We start from the raw sequence: 21,222 nt of genomic DNA, 5'->3' as shown, positions 1-21,222 counted from the left end.
TATTATAACATAAATTTGTTAGGGGGAATGAAAAATGACTAAATTAAGTGGTTCAATCCTTGCGGCAGATTTTTCAAATTTGAAGTCTGAAATAAAAAGAGTGGAAAATTACATTGACGAACTCCATATAGACGTTATGGACGGTCATTTTGTTCCAAATTTAACCTTTGGTTTTCCATTGATCAAAGCAGTTAAAAATATTACGAATTTACCCATAGACGTACATTTAATGGTTACAAATCCAGAATTTCACATTGATAAACTATTAGATTTCGATATTCAAAGAATCACAGTCCACATTGAAAGCACTGTACACATCCATAGGGCAATTACAAAAATAAAAGAAAATAACATCGAGGCCTTTGTCACACTAAATCCAGGAACTCCCCTTGTATTAATAGAAGAAGTTATTCCTTATGTGGATGGCGTACTGGTAATGAGTGTAAACCCAGGGTTTTCCGGTCAAAAATTTATAGCAAAATCTATTGAAAAAATTAAAACTCTAAACAACTGGAAACAAAAATACGGAATGAACTATTCAATTGCAGTAGATGGCGGGGTAAACTCCTCAAATGCCGACGTTGTAGTATCCGCTGGTGCGAATATTTTAATAATGGGTTATGGTATTTTCAAAAATCCTGATCTTGAAAATCTGAGCAGCCAATTAAGGGGAAAATGATCACCGCAATAGTTTCTCCTTATTCTTTTAAAGGATCTATTCTTAAAATTGAAGACACTGTAAGATATGCTTCAAGTCAAGAGGCAAAGGTTTTGGTATTGTGTGATAATAACTTTCATGCAACTGTAAAATTTATAGAAACTTGCAAAAAATACCACATTAAACCTATAATTGCATATCCATACAATGACAAGGTATTTTATGCGAAAAACACGGATGAGTTGTATTCGTTATTTAATGCATATTCCAACAATTCTTTTCAAAAATTAGATCTTAATTACATAGATAAAGATCAAGTTTACTTTGCATATTACTTGCCCGGAAAAAGGAAGGTCTATGAAACATTTTCTAAATTCTTGGGTATCTCACCCGTTGAAAAAGGTGTATTAAAAAAAATTTATTGCAATTTAGATGTTTCAGATTATAAAATTACATCTTTTCAAACACTTCCAAAAGCACCATCAAATTTTATAAACCTGGAAAAAATCAACAATCCCGCATATAAAGAAAGGTTAAAATATGAGTTAGAAATCATAAAAGCCAAAAATTTCTTAGATTACTTCTACACAGTCCACAAAATAACAAATATTGCAAAAAAAAATAACATTAAAATTGGTCCTGGAAGGGGAAGTGCTGTAGGCTCTTTGCTGTCGTACATGCTCGGAATAACAAAAATTGACCCTCTAAAATACAATCTGTTATTTGAAAGATTTCTAAACATAGGAAGAAAAGAACCACCGGATATAGATTTAGATGTTGAAGATGAAAAACGGAAAAAACTTATAGAACTACTTAAAGAAGAATTCAAATATGTGTACCACATAAGTACATTCTCTAATATCGGATTAAAAACACTAAAAAAAATTGCATTCGAAACCAATGTGTCTTATTTAGAACTAAATGACCTTTTGGGGTTACCTATTCACAAAAGTATTCACGCTGCAGGCATAATTATATCTACATCACCCTTAGAACTTCCAATAAAAGATAATATAATTGAATGGGATATGGACTCTTTACAAAAAATTGGATATATAAAATTTGATATTCTAGGCTTAAAAACTTTGACAATTCTTTCTGAACTTGAAAATGTACTTGGAAAGCCAAAATTGGATAGTGAAACGTTCAAATTCATATCTAAAGGCTATACCAACGGAATTTTTCAACTTGAAAGTAATATCGCAAAAAAAATTATTAGATTGATTAAACCAAAATCCATAAACGAACTTTCAATAGTTATTTCCCTTAACAGGCCTGGACCTTTAAAATCTAATCTAGATAAAAAATTGGCAAGTGCCAAATGGAAAAATCAAAAAGGCAAATTAGATATACTTGATGAAACATATGGAATATTGATATTTCAAGAACAAATAATGAAAATTGCAAAAAACTACGCGGAATTTTCCGACGAAGAAGCAGATATTTTGAGAAAAGCAGTTTCAAAAAAAGATAAAAACATAATGAAACCTTTAATGGAAAAATTTAGAAATAACCTTCTAAAAAAATTCTCCGAAAATGAAGTAAACGAATTAGTTGAAATTATTTTAGAATTTTCAGAATATGCCTTTAACAAATCTCACGCCGTTGCATATTCTCATATATCGTATTATCTTTCATATTTCAAAAAACACTATCCAAAAGAATTTTATACAATACTTTTAAAATACGATACTTCAAAAATAGAAAAGATAATTTTTGAAATTCAATCAAGGGGATTCAAAATTTCTTCCCCTAATATCGAAAATAGAAAAGATGAAAATACTTTTTATATCCCCCTATTTTTAATAAAAGGTATAAACGAAAATCTTGAAAGAAAAATACTTGAAAACTCTCCATACAATTCCTTAGAAGAGTTTATTCAAAAAAATCCAAATTTAAATTACTCGGTAATTGAATCCTTAATCAAAGTTGGAAGTTTTGATTATCTTTCAAATAATAGAAGGGAACTTTTATTTAAATTAAAAGAAATTAGGAATGGAATAAATGAAAAAATTTTGGAATTATCTAATAAACTATTTGGTAAAAAGATTAGTGAAGAAATAAAAGAAGAAAAAGCATGGGAACGCTGCGATATGGAATACAATACTTTGGGATTTTGTATTTCAAAACCATTTACAGATAACGAATTAGAAAACCAACTTGCCCCGCTTTCAATAGCTTTTTCAAGGGATCAAAAATTAGCAATTAATGTTAAATCAATCGCCGGATATGCAAGTGATGGTATTTCTACAATTAAAATAAATATTCCCGATGGAATTTACACGTTGATATATGATAGAGAATTAAAAATAATTCCAGGTTATAGAAAAGTAACTTACAGTGTAAACAATCTCCCACCAAAAAACTTTTTAGAAAAAGGAAACACCAATGAATACCTCTACGTTAAAAATAATAATCTAAAAATAAAAGGTGCAAGACCTCTCTTTGACGATTATAAAATAATGATAGAAGGTGAAAGAGATGTATATTAATTTTGAAATTTGTAGTAAATGCAAAGGTAAATGTTGCAAGAATTATCCAGGACTTACCCTTCCAAATGATTTTGGTAATACAAAAGAAGAAATTTACAAAAATCTAATCGATGCTTTCAAATCCGGAAATTGGTGCATAGATTGGGAGAAAAAAGATGAATATTTTGTAAGGCCTTCTATAAAAGGAAAAGAATTTCAAGTTTTTGATCATTCCATATCAGGCGAATGCACTTTTTTAACGGAAAGAGGATGTAAACTTACAAAAGAAAAACGCCCCAGTGGATGTTTACTTTTAGAACCAAAGGAAAATGAAAAATGTGTCCAACATCTAAAAAAACAAAAAGTCATAAATGAATGGAAAAAATTTCATGATATTTTAATTAATGCTGCTGTTGAAGCGGAAAAATTTGAAGGTGATAAATTATGAAAAAACTTATAATTTTTTCTATCGTTATTTTACTATCTATCTTAATAATAATCTCTAAAGGAAAGGTATATACAGGTCCAGAAGTATTTCTTCCTGGTTTTAAACATGGACAAAATATAGAAGAAATAAACAATGTAAACATTAAAAATTTTATAAGACTTGGCAAAGACTTTAACGATGGCAACACAATCTTTGTTATACTTTATTCTGAAAAAACATTTTTTAACAGTGAACAAACAACAAAATTAATAAAGTTAGAAAAAGCTCTCTTAAAAATGAAAAACATAACTACAATCTTAAGTCCTACAAATATTCCAAAAGCAAATTTTTTATCACAAAACTATGTAAAAAATAACACTCTACAAAAAGATATTCTAAAAGACAAAATGGCACAAAATTTAATAAGCAAAGATGGAAAATACTGCATAATTAACGTAATTTTCAGACCAAATGTAGATTCAAGAAAAGATATCTCAAAAATTGAAAACATGGTAACAAATTACTTTAAAAACTTTTATTTATTTGGGGAACCAGTTATTGATAGCTATCTCTTTAAAGAATTACTAAAACAAATGTATTTCTATCCTGTTATAATGTTCTCTTTAATACTATTGTTTTTTTACTACCAAACAAAATCATTTAAATCTTCACTATTTATACTTTTATCTCCCATACTTTCTACGTTAATAACAATTGCTATGCTCTTCCTCACGGGAAGACCTTTAAATACGTTAACCGTAATGATTTTTTCATTTCTTTTAATAATAGGTTCCGGGTATGGTTTACACTATTATAATTCTTTTTACAAAAACAAGGATTTCAAAAAGACAAAATCTCATATTTTAGCTCCTATTCTGTTTTCAATGTTAACAACCGCTGCTGGATTCTTATCTTTCATTTTTGTAAAGATTGAATCTTTTAAGGAACTAGGTGTTTTGGTCTCTATAGGGCTTGCAATAAATGTAATAATAATTTTTGAACTTTCACCATTAATTCTATCACTCGGAAAAAAAGAACCTGAAAAATTTGGTATAAAATACTTAGGAGACAAAGTTGCTATTTTCTCTCTAATAACTTTTGTTGTTTTAATAATATTTTCCCCATTAATTCTTAAAAATATCTCAATAAAATCTGACATGTTATCGTATTTTTCAGAAAACTCGCAACTTGGAAAAGCAACAAAAATTATGCAAAATGTTTTTAACTTTAGAGAACCTATATCATTGGTCATAGAAAATGAAAAAGTATTCCTTGCCTCTGATAATACAAAATTAAAGAAATTTACAAGAGAACTTGAAAAGTCTGAACTTATCTCCAATGCCAATTTTCCACTCAATATTCCTATACCACTATTATACAATTTTTCAAAGACAAATCCCGTTTTAAAATATTACATTGCCAATAAAAATAAGATCAGATTATTAATCTACTTAACTCAAGATGGTTATAACAACGTCGACAAAGTAGTCAAATTAATAAAAAAATACATACCTTATGATAACTTCTATGTGGCCGGTTCTTCTTTAATATGGCATGATATAAATAACAGTATATTAAATGCACAATTACAGACTATCTTATTTGCAAGTATCATAATCTTTCTCATGGTTTTAATTACTTTTAAATCAATCAAAATAACATTAAGTGTAATAATCCCAATAAGCTTCACCACAATTTTTAATTTTATCTTCATGGCAATCTTTAAAATTAACCTGGATATTTCAACATCCATAACTTCTAGTATTTTAATGGGCTTAGTTATAGACTATTCGATACATCTTGCAAATGACAGAAGTTTAACAAAATCTTCAAAACAATCGATAATAAACGTCGGTCCTCCAATTCTTGCAAATGGTATAGGATTGATACTGGGATTTTCTGTTCTACTTTTCTCTTCTTTAAAACTCTTCAAATCAATAGCGTTATTGTTAATACTTGGTATATCTACCGGTCTTTACTTTACACTGATAATACAGCCATTTCTATTAAATTTCACAAAAAATAAAAAAAGACCTCTCTGATTTATCAGAGAGGTCTTTTTCTTAAAACGTTGTCAATCCACCTATAAACAAACTCTTTGCCCATTGGTTTTCTTCCCAGCTATAAACAATCCCTGCAACGAAACTTTCACCGAGTATAGGATATGAAATTTTTAAATACACTTCTGTATTTTCATCTAAGAAACCATTCTCAAATGGTGTGGAATCGTAATAATATCCATCAATAAACAATCCTGGAAAGCTAGCTATTTCCGGTAATATAATTCTTACATTTCCCTCAGCAACTGGTGTAACACCATCTAAAGCACCATAAACGTAAAACTCACCATTACCATACGGCATCAAATCCACTGACATCCCTACCAAATATCCAGATTTATCCTCAACGTTTTCTAAACCATTTAAACTTTGATTTGATTTTAAATAGTTATAGTTTCTATCAAACAAAAATGGAACATAGCCATTTCTAAAATAATATACTCCACCAACTGGTTCTAAAACTCCAAAATCTCCATAAACTCCTACAAAGACACCATTTCCTATAGAAGAAAAGCTTTCATCTGATTGTAAAGCAAATTCAACTCCCAATTTTACAACATTAACTAATGGTACGTATATTGCAACACCACCCGCATATTTAACAGGTGTAGAATTGTCAATTACAAAAGTATCCGTTGCTTCAGGGTCAGTTATACCATATACTTGTAATTCCACAAATCCTGCTTTATACACAAAGTCACCAAAAAATACACTATCAGATTGTAAAACTTCAAAAGGTACAAATTTAGTAATCTCGTATGGTATATGTGTATAAAGCCCAAAATTAGATAAATTAAATTTTAAATCAAATGCCCTAGTATTTCTGTTAATGTACTTCCTCATATTAAATCCTAAAGCCAAAGTAGTAGGTTTAACTAAACCGTACCTAAACTCAAAATTATCCGTTTTTATTCCCAGAGTATTTAAAACAAATGCATTAATTATGTTAGTACTCGGTGTAGAAGAAGGAATTCCATAATAAAGCTCTCCATAAACTACATCAGTGGCATAAGCTGTAAATCCAATTCCCAAAGTTAAAGGTCCAAAAGAAAATTCAGGGGTTAATTCATACACAAAATACTTTTCATTATTTTTTTCAATTGTACCAATACTAAGGGGAATATTTGAAAATACAAACAATGTAAACGTAAAAATTAATAACGTAATTAAAAATTTTCTCATAATATCACCTCCACATAATTCTTCGTAATTTTATTATACCACAGTTATGGTATAATTTATTTTGAATCTAGGGGGGATTTTATGTTTGATTTTTCCAAAACAGAAAAGTCGCTTGTATTCTCACTTGCAAACCTTGCTATAATCTCAAAATACAAAATTAAATTTAACAAAAATGAAATACTATTCTCTGCAGATCGCATAGTTACTAAATTTCTTAAAGATGTCGATTTTAAAATATTAAAAGCAGATAATAAGATTGATTCTCCTGTAATTGAAAATGCAACAATTTTATTTTATAATATTCCAGATGAATCGCTCGACAAGTTAAAATCTATGTTTTTAAATAACGTAACGGTACTAGAGTCAAACAACGAAGGTGAAGTCTTTCTAAACGAAAATAACAATTCAAAAATTTATATAAACGGCTTTTTAGTTGCCACAGAAAAGAATTTTCTATTTAGCTATAATATAAAAAAACCAACAAAAACTATTATAAAAAAAATCGAAAAATTAGAATTGCCATTTAAAAGAACAGCGTATGTTCATAAGATAAAGACTATCTTATTAAATTGTGAAAAAGCGGAAATTGCAATGTATCTTGCAAAAGATTTGGAAAAACTTGATGGAGGGCAAGCACATGATGAGATAAACTGGAAAGATGTACAATTACACGCGGTAAAATTGCTTAATGCCCTCAACAAATACTTGTTTATAACAAAGAGTGACTATGTAAAATATTATTACTTAATAGATACGGCAATTGAAAGTGGCTATAAACCAGTTTATATTTCGCAAAATATAAAAGATATAGTAGAAAGTGAAAAAGATTTTTTAGGAAAAAATATAAACACTATTAATGTTTTTCTTGAAAAATACTCAAAAAATTTTGAATTTGCTTACATAAATAAAGATCAGCTAACCGATGTAGAAAAAGAAAACTTAAAAATAGTCGAAAACCTACTCAAAGACTTAGCAGTAGAATTAGAAATAAAAATATCAACAAATATGTTGGAAACAAAGAATAAAAAGTATCATGTCAAAAACAGAACTCTTGTATTAAAAAAAGAAATTTTATCTAACATTGACACTACTTTAGAAAATGCAATCGAAGGTATTGGAAGAATACTTTATCCAGAAGTAGATGCTAATCGAGCAATCTTAAACCTATTTGTCAAATTTTTAAAAGATAAGCAAAATAAATTTACACATGTCTCTAAAATAAATCAAAAAGAATCAATTATCAATAAATTTCTTAACAAATTCAAAAAAAAAGATGGTGAAAAAGATGTTAGATAGTTTTATACTCTTATTTTATTTTGTTATATTCCTAATCATATTAAAAATTTCACCATTTGTTTTAGGAGCAGTAGTAATTGGTTTTTATATTTCTATTGTACTTGACGTTCCTGCAAAATATCTTTCAAGAAAGTTGAATCCAAAACTTTCAAAGGTTATCTCATACTCATTACTCTTATCTTTGATTTTTTACTCTTCTATAAATTTTTTTCCAATAATCTTCTTAGAAGGGAAAAAAATATTTTCAGAATTAACCAAACTTTCTATTCCAAACAATACAACACTTCCGAAATGGCTCCTAGATTTTATAAACAACTCTAATCGACAAATTTCAAATTTCGCGTTAAATATTTTTAATAAAATCATCAGTTTTACTCCATCTTTAATAACAATGGTAATTTTAATAACAACCACCACAGTTGCAGTTGCAAATTTAAAAGAATATTTAAAAAAACGCGTAAAAAATTTTTTCATAAAAGATCCAGAAAAAGGATACAATTTTATAAAGAAATTTTACAAAGACTTTGAAAAATTTGTAAGTGGACAGGTAATTATTGCAATGCTTGTAGGACTTATAGTTGGAATTCTTGCATGGGTCTTTAAAATTAAGGGAGCGTTTTTTCTTGGAGTAATTTCATTTATAACGGATTTTATACCGTTTCTAGGAGTTGTAATTGTATCAATTCCCATGTTAATGCTTGGATATTCATCATTAGGTATAAAAGGTATAATAATTAGTATCTTAATTTTGGCATTGGCAAATCAATTGGAAAGTTGGGTATTTGCCCCAAAAATCCAAAGCGAGAATTTTAACATACATTGGTTTATATTAATAATTTCTCTGCTCATTTTTGGGGATATACTTGGATTCATAGGAATCCTAATAGCTATTCCTTCTCTTTTGTTTATAAAAAGATATTGGCTTGAATACATTTTGGGAGGTAATTATGGGAAAAATAGGTGAAAAGTTTGAAGAATTACTCCAAATTATGGAAACCCTTAGGGGAGAAAATGGTTGTTCGTGGGATAGAAAACAGACTCATGAATCGCTAATTCCGTATTTAATCGAAGAAACCTATGAATTTGTTGAAGAAGTTAAAAATCAAAATTACAAAAATATGGTTGAGGAATTAGGGGATATTCTCTTACAAGTAATCTTTCATGCACAAATTGGAAAAGAAAAAAAAGAATTTACAATCGAAGATATAATCAACACTTTGATTAACAAATTAATTAGAAGACATCCACATGTCTTTGGAAACGAAAAAGATTTTTCATATGAACGCTGGGAAAAAATAAAAGCACTTGAAAAGGGAGAAAAACACTTCTCAAAAATTGGAAAAGTAAACAAATCACTTCCTGCCCTTTCGCTTGCAAGAAGAATACAAGAAAACGCTGCAAACGTTGGTTTTGACTGGGATAACATAGAAGATGTATACGAAAAAGTATACGAAGAACTTGAAGAACTTAAAAACTCCAAAAACGCAAATGAAATAGAAGAAGAATTTGGTGATTTATTATTTTCAATAGTAAATCTTTCAAGATTTTTAAAAGTTGATCCAGAAGTCTCATTAAGAAACGCAACACAAAAATTTGTAAATAGGTTTAAAAAGATGGAAGAATTAATCGAAAAGGATGGAGGAAGAATGGAAGATCTATCAATTAACGAACTAGAACAATATTGGAAGGAGTCAAAAAAGTGAAAGTGTATGGTAGAAATGTTCTAAAAGAAATATTGGAAAATGATGTATCTGTAAAAATGGTTTACTTTTCAAATTCAAAATCAAGAGATTTAGAAAAATTAATCGAAAGTGTCAAACAAAGAAACATGCCATATACAATAGCTAATGATAAAATACTAGAAAGGATTTCAAATGAAAAAAAACACCAAGGGGTTGTAATCGACATTGGGAAGTTTGAATATAAAGATGAATTAATAATCGAAGAAATAACCAACCCATTTATTGTTATTCTAGATCAAATACAAGATCCACATAATTTTGGTGCAATCATTAGGACTTCTGTTGCAACTGGTGTTGATGCAATAGTAATACCAAAAAACAACTCAGTAAAGGTAACACCAGCTGTTGTGAAAGTTTCTGTAGGAACAATATTTAAAACAAATATAGTTCAAGTAACAAACCTTTCAAGATTTATAGAAAAAATAAAAAAGTTAGGTGTATGGGTATATGGTGCTGCAATGGAAGGAAAAGCGTATCATAAAGTAGATCTAAAAAAACCCGTAGCTTTAGTATTGGGAAACGAAGGAAGTGGCATTAGAGAAAATGTAAAAAATAAATGCGACGATTTAATTTCAATTCCCATGAAAAATAAAGTAGAATCTTTAAATGTATCTGTAAGTGCTGGAATATTATTATACGAGGTGTTTAGAAAAAATGAAGATATTAATAGTTGAAGATGATGAGAAATTAAGAAGATTATTAGAATTAGAATATAAACACGAAAATTGTACAGTTAAAACTTGTGAATTTGGTGAAGATGCCATACTTTTGTATGATAAATTCAAACCTGATGTCGTAATTTTGGATGTTATGCTGCCAGATATAGATGGTACAGAAGTTGCCAAAAAAATAAGAAAAATGGATCCAACAGCTGGTATAATAATGCTAACAGCTCTTTCTCAAAAAAAAGATAAATTAGAAGGATTTGAAAGTGGTGCAGACGATTATGTAGTAAAACCTTTCGATTTTGAAGAATTGTTTGCAAGAACCAAAGCACTTGCAAGGAGAAAAGGAATAACTTTTGAAAAAGAAATTAAAATAGGAGAACTAAAAATAAACTTACAAAAACGAGAAGTATTACACAAATCAAAACCTGTAAATCTTTCTAAAACAGAGTTTGATTTACTTTTTTATCTTGTTAAAAATTCAAATAGGACAGTTTCAAAAGAAGAAATTTTAAACGCAGTTTGGGGAATTTCGTATGAAGGTTCTGAAAATATAGTTGAAGTATATATAAACTATCTAAGAAAAAAAATCTCACCGGATTTAATAAAAACTATTAGAGGAGTGGGCTATACAATAAATTGGAGGTGAAAAGGTGTTTTTCTTTGACCCAACCTTTATAATTCTAATACCTGGTATCCTTTTAGCACTTATTGCGCAAATGTACGTTCAAGAAAGATTTTCAAAATACTCTAGAATTCCATCTAGCCTAAATATGACAGGTGCTGAACTTGCAAAATTTATGTTGGAATCTTCAGGGATTTATAATGTAAAAGTAGAAAGAGTTCCTGGAAATTTAACAGATCACTATGATCCAATAAAAAAAGTTGTTAGACTATCCGATGCTACATACAATTCAAATTCTGTAGCTGCACTCGGAGTAGTTGCACATGAAATTGGTCATGCAATCCAACACGCAAGAAAATATGTGCCATTAATTTTGAGAAATAGTATTGCTCCAGTTGTATCCTTTTCTTCAAATCTTTCATGGATCTTATTTATACTTGGATTTATCTTTATGAATATGGCATTGGTAAGAATTGGAATTCTTTTATTCTCATTAGCGGTTATATTCTCATTAATTACTCTTCCTGTAGAATTTGACGCAAGCAGAAGGGCCGTTAAGATTTTGGAAAACAACTTAATGATGCCAAAAAATGAACTATCTGGTGTAAAAAGTGTACTAGGTGCAGCAGCTATGACTTATGTTGCAAGTACGCTAATGGCATTCTTACAACTTTTAAGAATGTTGCTAATTGCAGGATTTCTAGGAGGAAACAGAGATTGAAAAGTGATTTAATCATTGCATACAGACTATTAAGAAAAAAGTTTAAGTCCGGAATATTCTCCACTGAATTTTATAGTGCTTTCTCCTATGTGGAGGAGAAAGCTTTTTTTAAAAACTTGATATTTGGCGTTTTAAGATATCAAGATTATCTAGATTGGATAATAAATTCTTTTTTGAAAAACAAAGAGATACCTCCGTCAATTCGAACTATCTTAAGAATGGGAACTTTTCAAATATTATTCACAAATAAACCAAATTATTTAATTGTAAATGAAATGGTGGATTTAGTTGAAAAAAAGTCATTCAAAGGACTTGTCAACGCTGTTTTAAGAAAAATATCAAAAATTGGATATATAGAACCAAAAGAAATACACTTAAAATTCTCCCATCCAAAATGGTTAGTTGAATATTGGAAAAGCTTTTTGCCAACAGATTATATAATTAAAATGTTAGAATTAAATCAAACCCCCCTCAAAACTACTGCAAGGGTAAATATTAGAAAGATAGAAAGAGACAATATAAAAATAAGCAATTCATCATTTACCTCCCATTCTCCTGTAGGAATAGTCTTTGAAAAAATTGAAAAAAATCCATGGGAATTTGAAGAATACAAAAAAGGTCTAATTACATATCAAAGTGAATCATCACAGATAATACCTTTACTTGTAGACTTCAAAAAAGATGAATATGTTTTAGATGCATGTGCTGCTCCAGGTGGAAAAGCCACACATATTTTAGAACTGCAAGATGTAAACTTATATGTAAACGATATCGAAAAAGAAAGGATAAAAATCCTAGAAGAACAATTCAAAAGATTAAATTTAAAACCAAAAAAAATCTTAAATTACGATGCTCAAAAAATAAAATTAAATGACTTTTTTGATAAAATCTTTGTTGATGTACCCTGCAGCAGTCTAGGAACAGCAAGAAGAAATCCAGAGGTTTTAAGAAGACAATCTAAGGAAAATTTCCAGAAACTTTCCAAAATTCAACAAAAGATCATATCAAATTTATGGAAAAATCTAAAAAAACATGGATTAATGGTTTATTCTACATGTACAGTAACTATCGAGGAAAACAAAAACACTGTAAATCAACTAAAATCTCTCGGTGAATTTTTGGATATAAGAAACCAATTAGAACAATTTGGTATAAAATATATATGGGATGGCTATGGAGCGCTATTTTATCCAGATGAAACTCTAACACCATTTTATGTTTCAATCATTAGAAAAATAAAGGAGTGAAGAAATGATTACCAAAAGAAAAGTATTAAATTTTATCAATTCAAAAAATTATAAACCTATGCTTCAAAAAGAATTATATAAAGCACTAGGCTTAAAAAATAAAACCGAAAAAAAAGAACTAAGAAAAATACTAAATGATCTTTTATACGAAGGAAAATTATTCAAAGACAGTAAAGGAAGATACAAACCAATAAGCAAAAATATGGTTATTGGTACTATAGAATTCACAAGAAATGGTACAATGGCATTTGTTTGGACAGAATCTGGAGAAGAAATTGCTATTCCCGCCGAAAAAGCAGGGAGAGCTATACATAAAGACAAGGTAATAGTAGAAATAGAGGGAAAATGGTATGACATACCTGAAGGAAGAGTAATAAAAATAATTGATCACGGGTTAAAAAAGGTAGTGGGAACATTTCAACCTATTGGAAGAGCTGCATTTTTAATCCCAGATGATCCAAAAATTCAATATGATTTTTATATCCCCATAGAATTTTTTAATAATGCAAAACCTGGTCAAAAAGTAGTAGGAAAGATTTTAAAATATCCTACCCCTACGAAAAATCCCGTTGCAAAAATTGTAGAAGTATTAGGTTATGCCGATGATCCTGCAACTGATTTTCCAACTGTAATCGTAAAACATGACATAAATATATCTTTTCCAAACGAAGTTATGCAAGAAGCATCAAAAATTCCTGATAAAGTCTTTTCAAGAGACATTAAAAATAGAAAAGATTTTAGAAATGAATTAGTAGTAACAATTGATGGACCAGATGCAAAGGATTTTGATGATGCTGTAAGTGTAAAAAAATTAAAAAATGGAAACTACCTACTTGGAGTACATATTGCAGATGTTTCACACTATGTAAAAGAAGATAGCTTTCTAGACAAAGAAGCGTTTAAACGCGGAACAAGTATTTATTTAATCGATAGAGTCATTCCAATGTTACCTTTTAAATTATCACATGGAATTTGTAGTTTGGTCCAAGGCGAAGATCGTTTGGTAATGTCGTTAACAATGGAAATCAACAAAGATGGTAAAGTAGTTGATTTTGAAGTTACAAAAGGAGTAATAAGAAGCAATAGAAGACTTGTATACGACGATGTAAACGCTCTTTTCGAAGGAAAAGAAGAAGCAATAAAAAAAATTGGAGACTTAAGAAAAGAATTATTGCTAATGAAAGAATTAAAAGATATTTTAAGAAAAGCTCGAAAAGAAAGAGGGGCAATTTTAGACATAGAAGGTGGAGAAGTTAAGATTATTCTAGATGAAAAAGGGCACGCAGTTGATATTATCCCAAGGAAAAGGGGAGAAGCAGAAGTTATCATAGAAGAATTTATGATAAAAGCAAATGAAACCATCGCAGAAATTTTTCATCATCTTGATTTGCCATTTGTATATAGAGTACATGAACAACCTGATCCAGATACAATTATCCAATTAAAAAATTATTTAGCAGCTTTAGGGATAGAATTTAAAGTTCCAAAAAAGATACAACCCAAAGTATTACAAACATTACTCGAAAAAACCGAAGGACATCCATTAAGGGGGAGTATAGAAAAACTCCTTGTCCGTTCAATGAAACGTGCAATCTATTCAGCTACAAACATTGGACATTTTGGACTTGCCTCATATGCATACACACATTTTACCTCTCCGATAAGGAGATATCCAGATCTTATTGTCCACAGACTTATTAAAAAATTCTTAACTGACAACAAAAAAATATCAAAAAAGCAACTCAAAAAATTAAATGAGAAGCTATCAAAAGTTGCCATACATTCAAGTAAAAGAGAGAGAATAGCAGATGAAGCTGAGTGGGATTATATTGCCTTGAAAAAAATTGACTATATATCAAATCACATTGGTGAAGTTTTCGATGTAGTTGTAACTTCCGTCACAAAATTTGGAATGTTCGTAGAAATAATAGATAAAAACATATCAGGATTAATTCATGTTTCTACACTGGATGATTATTTCTTATATGATCCCGAAAAAAGTATCTTAATTGGTCAACATACAGGAAAAGTGTACAAAATAGGAGATAAATTAAGGGCAAAAGTTGTAAATGCTAACAAAACTAGAATGCAGATTGATTTTGAAATAAGTGAGGCATAAGCCTCACCTTTTGTTTGTTAAATATCTGACACCTTTTACAATAAGAGCGATTGCTATTAAGACAAGAACTACTGGAAGTACTATTGTTACTAATCCAATAAAAATCAAAACAATTAAAAGAACCCCAAGAACTATAGATAAAATAGGGGATAAAAACGGAAAAAATAAAATCCCTAAAATTATTAAAAATATAACACCTAAAATAGCAAGAAAGTTTATCATATTTATACCTCCCCCAAAAAAATATATTAATTACCGAAAAATATTTTATCATACAATCAAATTTTTTGCAAATTTACAAAAATAATTTGGAGGAAAGTAATATGGATAAAATCAAAGATGAAATTGAAAAATTACGAAAAGAAATTGAATATCATAATTACAGATATTATGTTTTGGCTAATCCGGTAATAAGTGATGAAGAATACGATAAACTTTTAAAAAAATTAATAGATCTGGAAAAAAAATATCCGGAATACTATTCATCAAATTCTCCAACACAAAAAGTGGGAGGAGGATTAATTCAAGGATTTAAAAAAGTGGAACATTCAATTCCCATGCTAAGTTTAGACAATACATACAACGAACTAGAAATGAGAGAATTTGATAATAGAATAAAAAAAATGTTAAAGACAAACATAGTACAATATGTATGTGAATTAAAAATAGATGGTATCTCCGTTGCAATAAGGTATGAAAATGGATATTTTAAAACTGCAATCAGTCGTGGCAATGGAATAATTGGCGATGACATTTCAGAAAATGTAAAAAAAATAAAATCAATACCTTTGCGATTATTCAAAAATATTGATATAGAAGTTCGAGGCGAGATTTATATGCCTATTAAAGAATTTGAAAAATACAACAAATTAGCCGAAAAAGAAGGCTTACAACCTTTTGCAAATCCACGTAATGCAGCAGCTGGGACAATTCGCCAATTGAATTCTTCAATTGTTGCAAGAAGAAACCTTGATTCATTTATTTATCATATAGTAAATCCTGAAAAATACGGATTAACTACTCAATGGGAAGCTTTAAACTTCTTGAAAGAAATAGGGTTTAAAGTTAATCCGCACTCAAAACTGTGCCAAGATATAGAATGTGTTGTAAATTTTTGGAAAAAATGGACCGATGGTAGGAAAAAATTAGATTATTGGATCGATGGATTGGTAATAAAGGTTAATAACTTTGAGTATCAAAAAATTTTGGGAGAAACCACAAAATCACCAAGATGGGCTATTGCTTTTAAATTCCCTGCTATTCAAAAAGAAACAAAAATATTAGACGTAGAATTAAATGTTGGAAGAAGCGGAGTTATTACTCCTGTTGCAATCTTTGAACCAATAGATTTAGATGGCAGTATCGTAAAACGTGCATCATTACATAACTTTGATTACATAAAAGAAAAAGACATTAAAATCGGTGATCACGTCCTCGTTGAAAAAGCGGGAGGTATAATTCCACAAGTTGTAAACATAATCAAAGAAAAAAGAACAGGTTCCGAAAAAGATATTGAAATTCCAAAAAAATGTCCCATTTGCAATGGCGAAATTGGAAAATTATCTGATGATGAAACCGCCATTAGATGTCTCAATCCACATTGTCCTCAGAAACTTAAAAGACATTTAGAAATATTTGTATCTAAATCTGCTTTTGATATTTCTGGTATCGGTGAAAAAATTATCGATAAAATAGTTGACGCAAAATTGGTAGATGATGTAGCCGATATATTTTACCTAACTCCCTTTGAGCTAGCACAAATAAGCGGATTAGGTCAAAAATCCATCGCAAAAATTCTAGAACAAATAAATAAAGCAAAACATACTCCACTAAACAGAGTTATTATTGGTCTTGGCATACCATTAGTTGGTGAAAAAACTGCAAAAATACTAGCAAAAAGATTTAAAAGCTTAGAAAACCTATCCAATGCTTCCTATGAAGAACTAGTTGAAATTGAAAATATAGGTCCTGAAATTGCCAAAAGTATAATAAATTATTTCAAAAACGAAAAAACAAAAGAAATTATTGAAAAATTGAAAAAGGCTGGAGTAAATCTTGAAAAAAAGGAAATGAAAAAATCGGATATATTAAAAGGACTAACATTTGTAATTACAGGTAAATTAAACTCTCTCTCAAGAGATAAAGCTATAGAACTAATAGAATTAAACGGTGGCAAAGTATCAAATTCCATAAGTACCAAAACAAACTACCTAATAGTTGGTGAAAATCCAGGCTCAAAGTTGAAAAAAGCACAACAATTAGGTGTAAAAATTCTATCGGAAGAAGACTTTCTAAAAATGATTACTTAATTTCCAAATCTTTCTTGAAAAATCATCCTCATATATAGGGACAAATCTCTTTAAAGATGGAATAAAAAATAAAATTGTATGTATTTCATAAAAATTTCCGCGATTTCTCCTAAAAACAATATATTCCAAAGATCTATTCAAAAGATAGATCAAGTCATACGATAGATGCTTTATATCACCATAATTTAAGGTAATTTCTCCGTTTTCCGACTTAATATCTATTCCTAAAAAATCTTTCATTTTTAAAGCTGCATCTATTCTAGCCAAAATTAATGCTTTTTCCAAATCAATCCCACCAGTTTGAGAAATTCCTTCAAAATATAACAAGTCACCATTCTTAAGTAAAACATTATAATATCCTGTATTTATACTGATAATTTCATCATTAGGTTGTAGACAAATTTTATTTTTTCCAATAAGAATACAATTTTCATCGGTATTATTACACCCAAAAAACAATAAAAGTAGAAAAAATAAAATAAATACTTTCTTCACGAACATCACTCCTCAATAAACTTTAAAACAGTATCGGAACCTAACATTCTTTTTATCTCTTGCGCTCTTTTTTCTTCATCCAATTCACAAACTTCTCCTCCGTTATCTGTTTTATTCACAACAAAGTGTTTATCAGCCTTAATTGCAACTTGTGGTAAGTGCGTCACTACAATTACTTGATAATTTTTAGAAACTTCTTTCAACTTTTCTGCAAGTTTATTCCCAGTAATACCACTAATTCCCGCATCAATTTCGTCAAAAATCAAAATCCCATCTGAAACAACGGAAAGTTCCAAAGCAAGCATAAGTCTTGATAACTCTCCACCCGATGCTATATTCTTTACCGGTTTTAATTTTTCTTCCTTTATTGCACTACCGAGTAATTCTACTTTATCCATTCCAAAATAATTAAAATCCACATTTTCAAATTGAAATTTCAATTCAAAAGACAAATTCAAATCTCTTGAATGTCTATAAAACCTTTCCAAAACTTTCTTTGCAGCATTTTTTCTACTTTCCGACAACAAACTTGCATATTTCCTCATTTTATTTAAAACTTGCTCAAGTTCATTATTTGAATTTTCTAAAATTTTAATTCTTTCTTTTAATTTTTTAGAATCTTTTATAAAGTTCTCATAATTATCTATTACATCTTCTATTGTAGGTCCATACTTTCTCTTTAAAAGGTTATAATCCCATATTCTTTCTTCCAGTTCCTTTATATCGTAGCTTTCTATTTCATCAATTTCTTTCTGCAAATCCAACTTTAAAGTTTCTATTATATCTAACGCGGTATTCAAAGATTCTTCATGTTTTTCATTCAACATCTTTTTTATTTCCCAGAGCTTTTCCGTAATTTCCTCACTTGAATTTAATATATAATTATACTTTTCAATAGTTTCTTGTGCTTTCAAAGCAATATCATATTCTCTCTTCAACTTCTCTTCTTCTTCTATTGAGGGACTAATCTTTTCAATTTCAATTATTTTTTCTTCTAATTCCGCCAAGTTTTCCCTTAAATCACTTAACGATTCTTCGGTTAATAATTTTCGAATTTTTTTATATCTTTCAAAATACTCTCTATATTTCTTCAAATCTTCAAAATTATTTGAAGTTTCATCCAGAAAGTTTAAAATAAAATTTGGTTCTAAAATCTTTATATGTGAATTTTGTCTGTGCAAAGTTATAAATTCCGAGAGTAATTTACTTACAATCTTTTTTGGAAAAACTTTCCCATTAATTTTAAAAACAGTTCTATTCCCTTTCTTTGTTATAGAAAAAACATTCTCTCCGGAAAAAACGTCATATTCAGGATAATCTACAGGAATATCCATTACCATCTCTGCGTTATAACTATCCACTCTTCCATTAGCAATCCCCAACAAAATCCCAAATACATCTAATATTAAACTTTTTCCAACACCAGTCTCTCCAGTTATAACATTCAGTCCTGAATCAAAAAATATATCAATATCTCTAAAATACAAATAATCATGTAAATGCATGGAGACAATCTGTGCCCTGTTCATTTGTTCAAATGCTCCTTTTTAAAATAATCGGGCAACAATTCCCCCACAGTTGTTTCCTTTACTGCACCATTTTTTCCAACTAAAATAACTTTGAAGTCTCCAAATTCAGCCATAACCTGTCTACAAGCACCACATGGTGATATTGGATCTTCTGTATCTCCAACTACAACTAATGTATCAAATTCTTTTTCACCTTCACTTACAGCTTTAAAAATGGCTATACGCTCAGCGCAACACGTTAATCCATAAGAAGCGTTTTCCACATTTGAACCCGTAAAGACTTTACCAGTTTTTGTCAACAGTGCCGCTCCTACCTTAAAACTGGAATAAGGTGCATAAGCTCTTTTCATTGCATCTTTTGCCAATGCAATTAACTTATTACTCATTTTTTTCCACCACCTTTACTAAAACTTTTTCAATTCGGTTCTTAGATGCTGCAATAATCTTAAACGAAAAATCATCAATAAGAATTTCTTCACCAACCTTTGGAATTCTTTGAAGATGCTCTAATATATAACCGGCCAGTGTTTCGTAATCCGTTTCAGGAAAGTCAACACCCAATTCCCTTTCCAAATCATTTATTGGCACTGTCGCATCAACTATATATGTCCCATTTTCAAGCCTTTTTATACCAATATTTTCATTTTGATCATATTCATCCATTATTTCACCAAAAATTTCTTCCAATATATCTTCCATCGTTACAAGACCTGCTGTTCCTCCATACTCATCTACCACTATTGCCATATGTATTTTTTGTTCCTTAAAAATTTTCAAAAGTTCAGAAACTTTCATTGTTTCTGGAACAAACAAAGGTTCCCTCATAAGTTCTTTTACTTTTACTTTGGTTGAAACATCCGTTCCTCTCTCACTAATAAAAACAAGAACATCCTTTGCATAACAAATTCCCACAATATTATCTATAGTTTCTTTATAAACAGGAATTCTTGAATATTCTTCTTCCTTTATAATCCCCATTACTTTATCCAATGTCTCAGATTCCTCAATTGCTATGATATCCACTCGGGGAATCATAATTTCTTTAACCATTGACTCTTCCATTTCCAAAGTCCTTTTTAACATAAAACTTTCCTCATGGCGTAAAGTTCCTTCTTCCATTCCAACTTCCACATACATTAAAATATCTTCAGTTGTAATAAACGGCGCTTCTTCTACCAATTTTCCACCAATTAACTTTATAACAAAATTTGAAATTCCCACTAACATTTTAATTATAGGAGAAAAAACTTTTGAAAGGAATAAAAGCACTTTAATCATCTTATTAAAAATTTTCTCATTGTTTTGTCGTGCGTATATCTTAGGAGTAATTTCACCAAAGATAAGTATAAAAAAGGTTAAGACTAAAGTACTTAAAAGTGCAGAAACACTACTCGGAAGTATATTTTCAAATAGACCAACAACCAACAAAGTTGCAACGGATGAAGCCAAAATATTTACCAAATTATTCATAATCAAAATAACGGTAAGTAACTTATTAAAAAGATGTAATTCATTTTCTTCCTCTTTCATATCACCTTTTCTCAAAGACTCTCTTAATTTCAATCTACTTACAGATGTTAAAGCTGTTTCTGAAGCCGAAAAAACAGACGACAAATACAACAAAAATATCAAAAATATAAATGACCAAAAATAACTTAAAGGATCTTCCATTCTAT

At 29.3% G+C, this 21,222-nt stretch carries 19 protein-coding genes; 13 read left to right on the top strand and 6 right to left on the bottom strand.

Translation table 11 applies throughout. The features are described 5' to 3' along the window. Positions 1 to 34 precede the first annotated feature (34 nt). From rpe to Y592_RS08085, 4 genes are read left to right on the top strand one after another with little or no spacing between them, the layout of a single operon-like run. The gene (gene rpe, locus Y592_RS08100) at positions 35 to 679 is read left to right on the top strand and encodes a ribulose-phosphate 3-epimerase (RefSeq protein ID WP_075666477.1); all 645 of its coding nucleotides are present in this window, start codon (positions 35 to 37) and stop codon (positions 677 to 679) included. Continuing rightward, positions 676 to 3,150, top strand: coding sequence for a helix-hairpin-helix domain-containing protein (locus Y592_RS08095; RefSeq protein ID WP_075666476.1), 2,475 nt, complete (start codon positions 676 to 678; stop codon positions 3,148 to 3,150). The genes rpe and Y592_RS08095 overlap by 4 nt, the downstream gene beginning before the upstream one ends. Then, positions 3,140 to 3,577 carry a hypothetical protein gene (locus Y592_RS08090; protein WP_075666475.1) on the top strand — a complete coding sequence of 146 codons (438 nt, stop codon included), beginning with the start codon at positions 3,140 to 3,142 and terminating at the stop codon, positions 3,575 to 3,577. The genes Y592_RS08095 and Y592_RS08090 overlap by 11 nt, the downstream gene beginning before the upstream one ends. Then, positions 3,574 to 5,598 carry an efflux RND transporter permease subunit gene (locus Y592_RS08085; protein WP_075666474.1) on the top strand — a complete coding sequence of 675 codons (2,025 nt, stop codon included), beginning with the start codon at positions 3,574 to 3,576 and terminating at the stop codon, positions 5,596 to 5,598. The genes Y592_RS08090 and Y592_RS08085 overlap by 4 nt, the downstream gene beginning before the upstream one ends. 21 nt (positions 5,599 to 5,619) lie before the next feature. On the opposite strand, the gene Y592_RS08080 is transcribed toward Y592_RS08085, so the two are convergent. After that, positions 5,620 to 6,798 (bottom strand): hypothetical protein, encoded by a 1,179-nt coding sequence (locus Y592_RS08080; RefSeq protein ID WP_075666473.1) that lies wholly within the window; start codon positions 6,796 to 6,798, stop codon positions 5,620 to 5,622. Positions 6,799 to 6,879: 81 nt separating this feature from the next. Between Y592_RS08080 and Y592_RS08075 the strand changes: the two genes are divergently transcribed. Genes Y592_RS08075 through rnr form a run of 8 tightly spaced genes read left to right on the top strand, consistent with a single transcriptional unit; the run spans position 6,880 to position 15,213 of the window. Continuing rightward, complete coding sequence (locus Y592_RS08075) at positions 6,880 to 8,094, top strand: hypothetical protein (RefSeq protein ID WP_075666472.1); 1,215 nt, start codon at positions 6,880 to 6,882, stop codon at positions 8,092 to 8,094. Continuing rightward, entirely contained in the window at positions 8,084 to 9,058 is a 975-nt protein-coding gene (locus tag Y592_RS08070; protein ID WP_075666471.1) for an AI-2E family transporter, read from the top strand. Before Y592_RS08075 ends, Y592_RS08070 begins: the two co-directional genes overlap by 11 nt. Further along, complete coding sequence (mazG, locus tag Y592_RS08065; protein WP_075666470.1) at positions 9,042 to 9,797, top strand: nucleoside triphosphate pyrophosphohydrolase; 756 nt, start codon at positions 9,042 to 9,044, stop codon at positions 9,795 to 9,797. Before Y592_RS08070 ends, mazG begins: the two co-directional genes overlap by 17 nt. After that, positions 9,794 to 10,510 carry a 23S rRNA (guanosine(2251)-2'-O)-methyltransferase RlmB gene (gene rlmB, locus Y592_RS08060; protein WP_075666469.1) on the top strand — a complete coding sequence of 239 codons (717 nt, stop codon included), beginning with the start codon at positions 9,794 to 9,796 and terminating at the stop codon, positions 10,508 to 10,510. Before mazG ends, rlmB begins: the two co-directional genes overlap by 4 nt. Further along, positions 10,491 to 11,150, top strand: a complete 660-nt coding sequence (locus Y592_RS08055; RefSeq protein ID WP_075666468.1) for a response regulator transcription factor — start codon at positions 10,491 to 10,493, stop codon at positions 11,148 to 11,150. Before rlmB ends, Y592_RS08055 begins: the two co-directional genes overlap by 20 nt. A gap of 4 nt (positions 11,151 to 11,154) precedes the next feature. Beyond that, positions 11,155 to 11,847: a zinc metallopeptidase gene (locus Y592_RS08050; protein ID WP_075666467.1), complete on the top strand. Its 693-nt coding sequence runs from the start codon at positions 11,155 to 11,157 to the stop codon at positions 11,845 to 11,847. Next, complete coding sequence (locus tag Y592_RS08045) at positions 11,844 to 13,094, top strand: 16S rRNA (cytosine(967)-C(5))-methyltransferase (protein WP_075666466.1); 1,251 nt, start codon at positions 11,844 to 11,846, stop codon at positions 13,092 to 13,094. The genes Y592_RS08050 and Y592_RS08045 overlap by 4 nt, the downstream gene beginning before the upstream one ends. A 4-nt stretch (positions 13,095 to 13,098) precedes the next feature. After that, positions 13,099 to 15,213, top strand: coding sequence for a ribonuclease R (gene rnr / locus Y592_RS08040; protein ID WP_075666465.1), 2,115 nt, complete (start codon positions 13,099 to 13,101; stop codon positions 15,211 to 15,213). A 3-nt stretch (positions 15,214 to 15,216) separates the two neighbouring features. On the opposite strand, the gene Y592_RS08035 is transcribed toward rnr, so the two are convergent. Continuing rightward, positions 15,217 to 15,435, bottom strand: a complete 219-nt coding sequence (locus Y592_RS08035) for a hypothetical protein (protein WP_075666464.1) — start codon at positions 15,433 to 15,435, stop codon at positions 15,217 to 15,219. Positions 15,436 to 15,536: 101 nt separating this feature from the next. On the opposite strand from Y592_RS08035, the gene ligA reads away from it, so the two are divergent. Beyond that, a complete protein-coding gene (gene ligA, locus Y592_RS08030; RefSeq protein ID WP_075666463.1) occupies positions 15,537 to 17,522 on the top strand; it encodes an NAD-dependent DNA ligase LigA in 1,986 nt (661 codons plus the stop codon). Here the strand turns inward: ligA and Y592_RS08025 are convergent. The 4 genes from Y592_RS08025 to Y592_RS08010 are packed head-to-tail and all read right to left on the bottom strand — an operon-like array spanning position 17,505 to position 21,217. Next, positions 17,505 to 18,017 (bottom strand): hypothetical protein, encoded by a 513-nt coding sequence (locus Y592_RS08025; protein ID WP_075666462.1) that lies wholly within the window; start codon positions 18,015 to 18,017, stop codon positions 17,505 to 17,507. The genes ligA and Y592_RS08025 overlap by 18 nt on opposite strands. A 5-nt stretch (positions 18,018 to 18,022) precedes the next feature. Further along, positions 18,023 to 19,546 (bottom strand): AAA family ATPase, encoded by a 1,524-nt coding sequence (locus tag Y592_RS08020; RefSeq protein WP_075666461.1) that lies wholly within the window; start codon positions 19,544 to 19,546, stop codon positions 18,023 to 18,025. After that, complete coding sequence (gene cdd / locus Y592_RS08015; RefSeq protein ID WP_075666460.1) at positions 19,543 to 19,932, bottom strand: cytidine deaminase; 390 nt, start codon at positions 19,930 to 19,932, stop codon at positions 19,543 to 19,545. Before cdd ends, Y592_RS08020 begins: the two co-directional genes overlap by 4 nt. Beyond that, a complete protein-coding gene (locus tag Y592_RS08010) occupies positions 19,925 to 21,217 on the bottom strand; it encodes a hemolysin family protein (protein ID WP_075666459.1) in 1,293 nt (430 codons plus the stop codon). The genes cdd and Y592_RS08010 overlap by 8 nt, the downstream gene beginning before the upstream one ends. Positions 21,218 to 21,222 lie beyond the last annotated feature (5 nt).

Source organism: Thermosipho sp. 1070 (assembly GCF_001682135.1).
Lineage (GTDB): Bacteria > Thermotogota > Thermotogae > Thermotogales > Fervidobacteriaceae > Thermosipho > Thermosipho affectus.
Note: the sequence above shows the minus strand (reverse complement) of the source record. Positions and strands in the feature narration are given on the sequence as shown.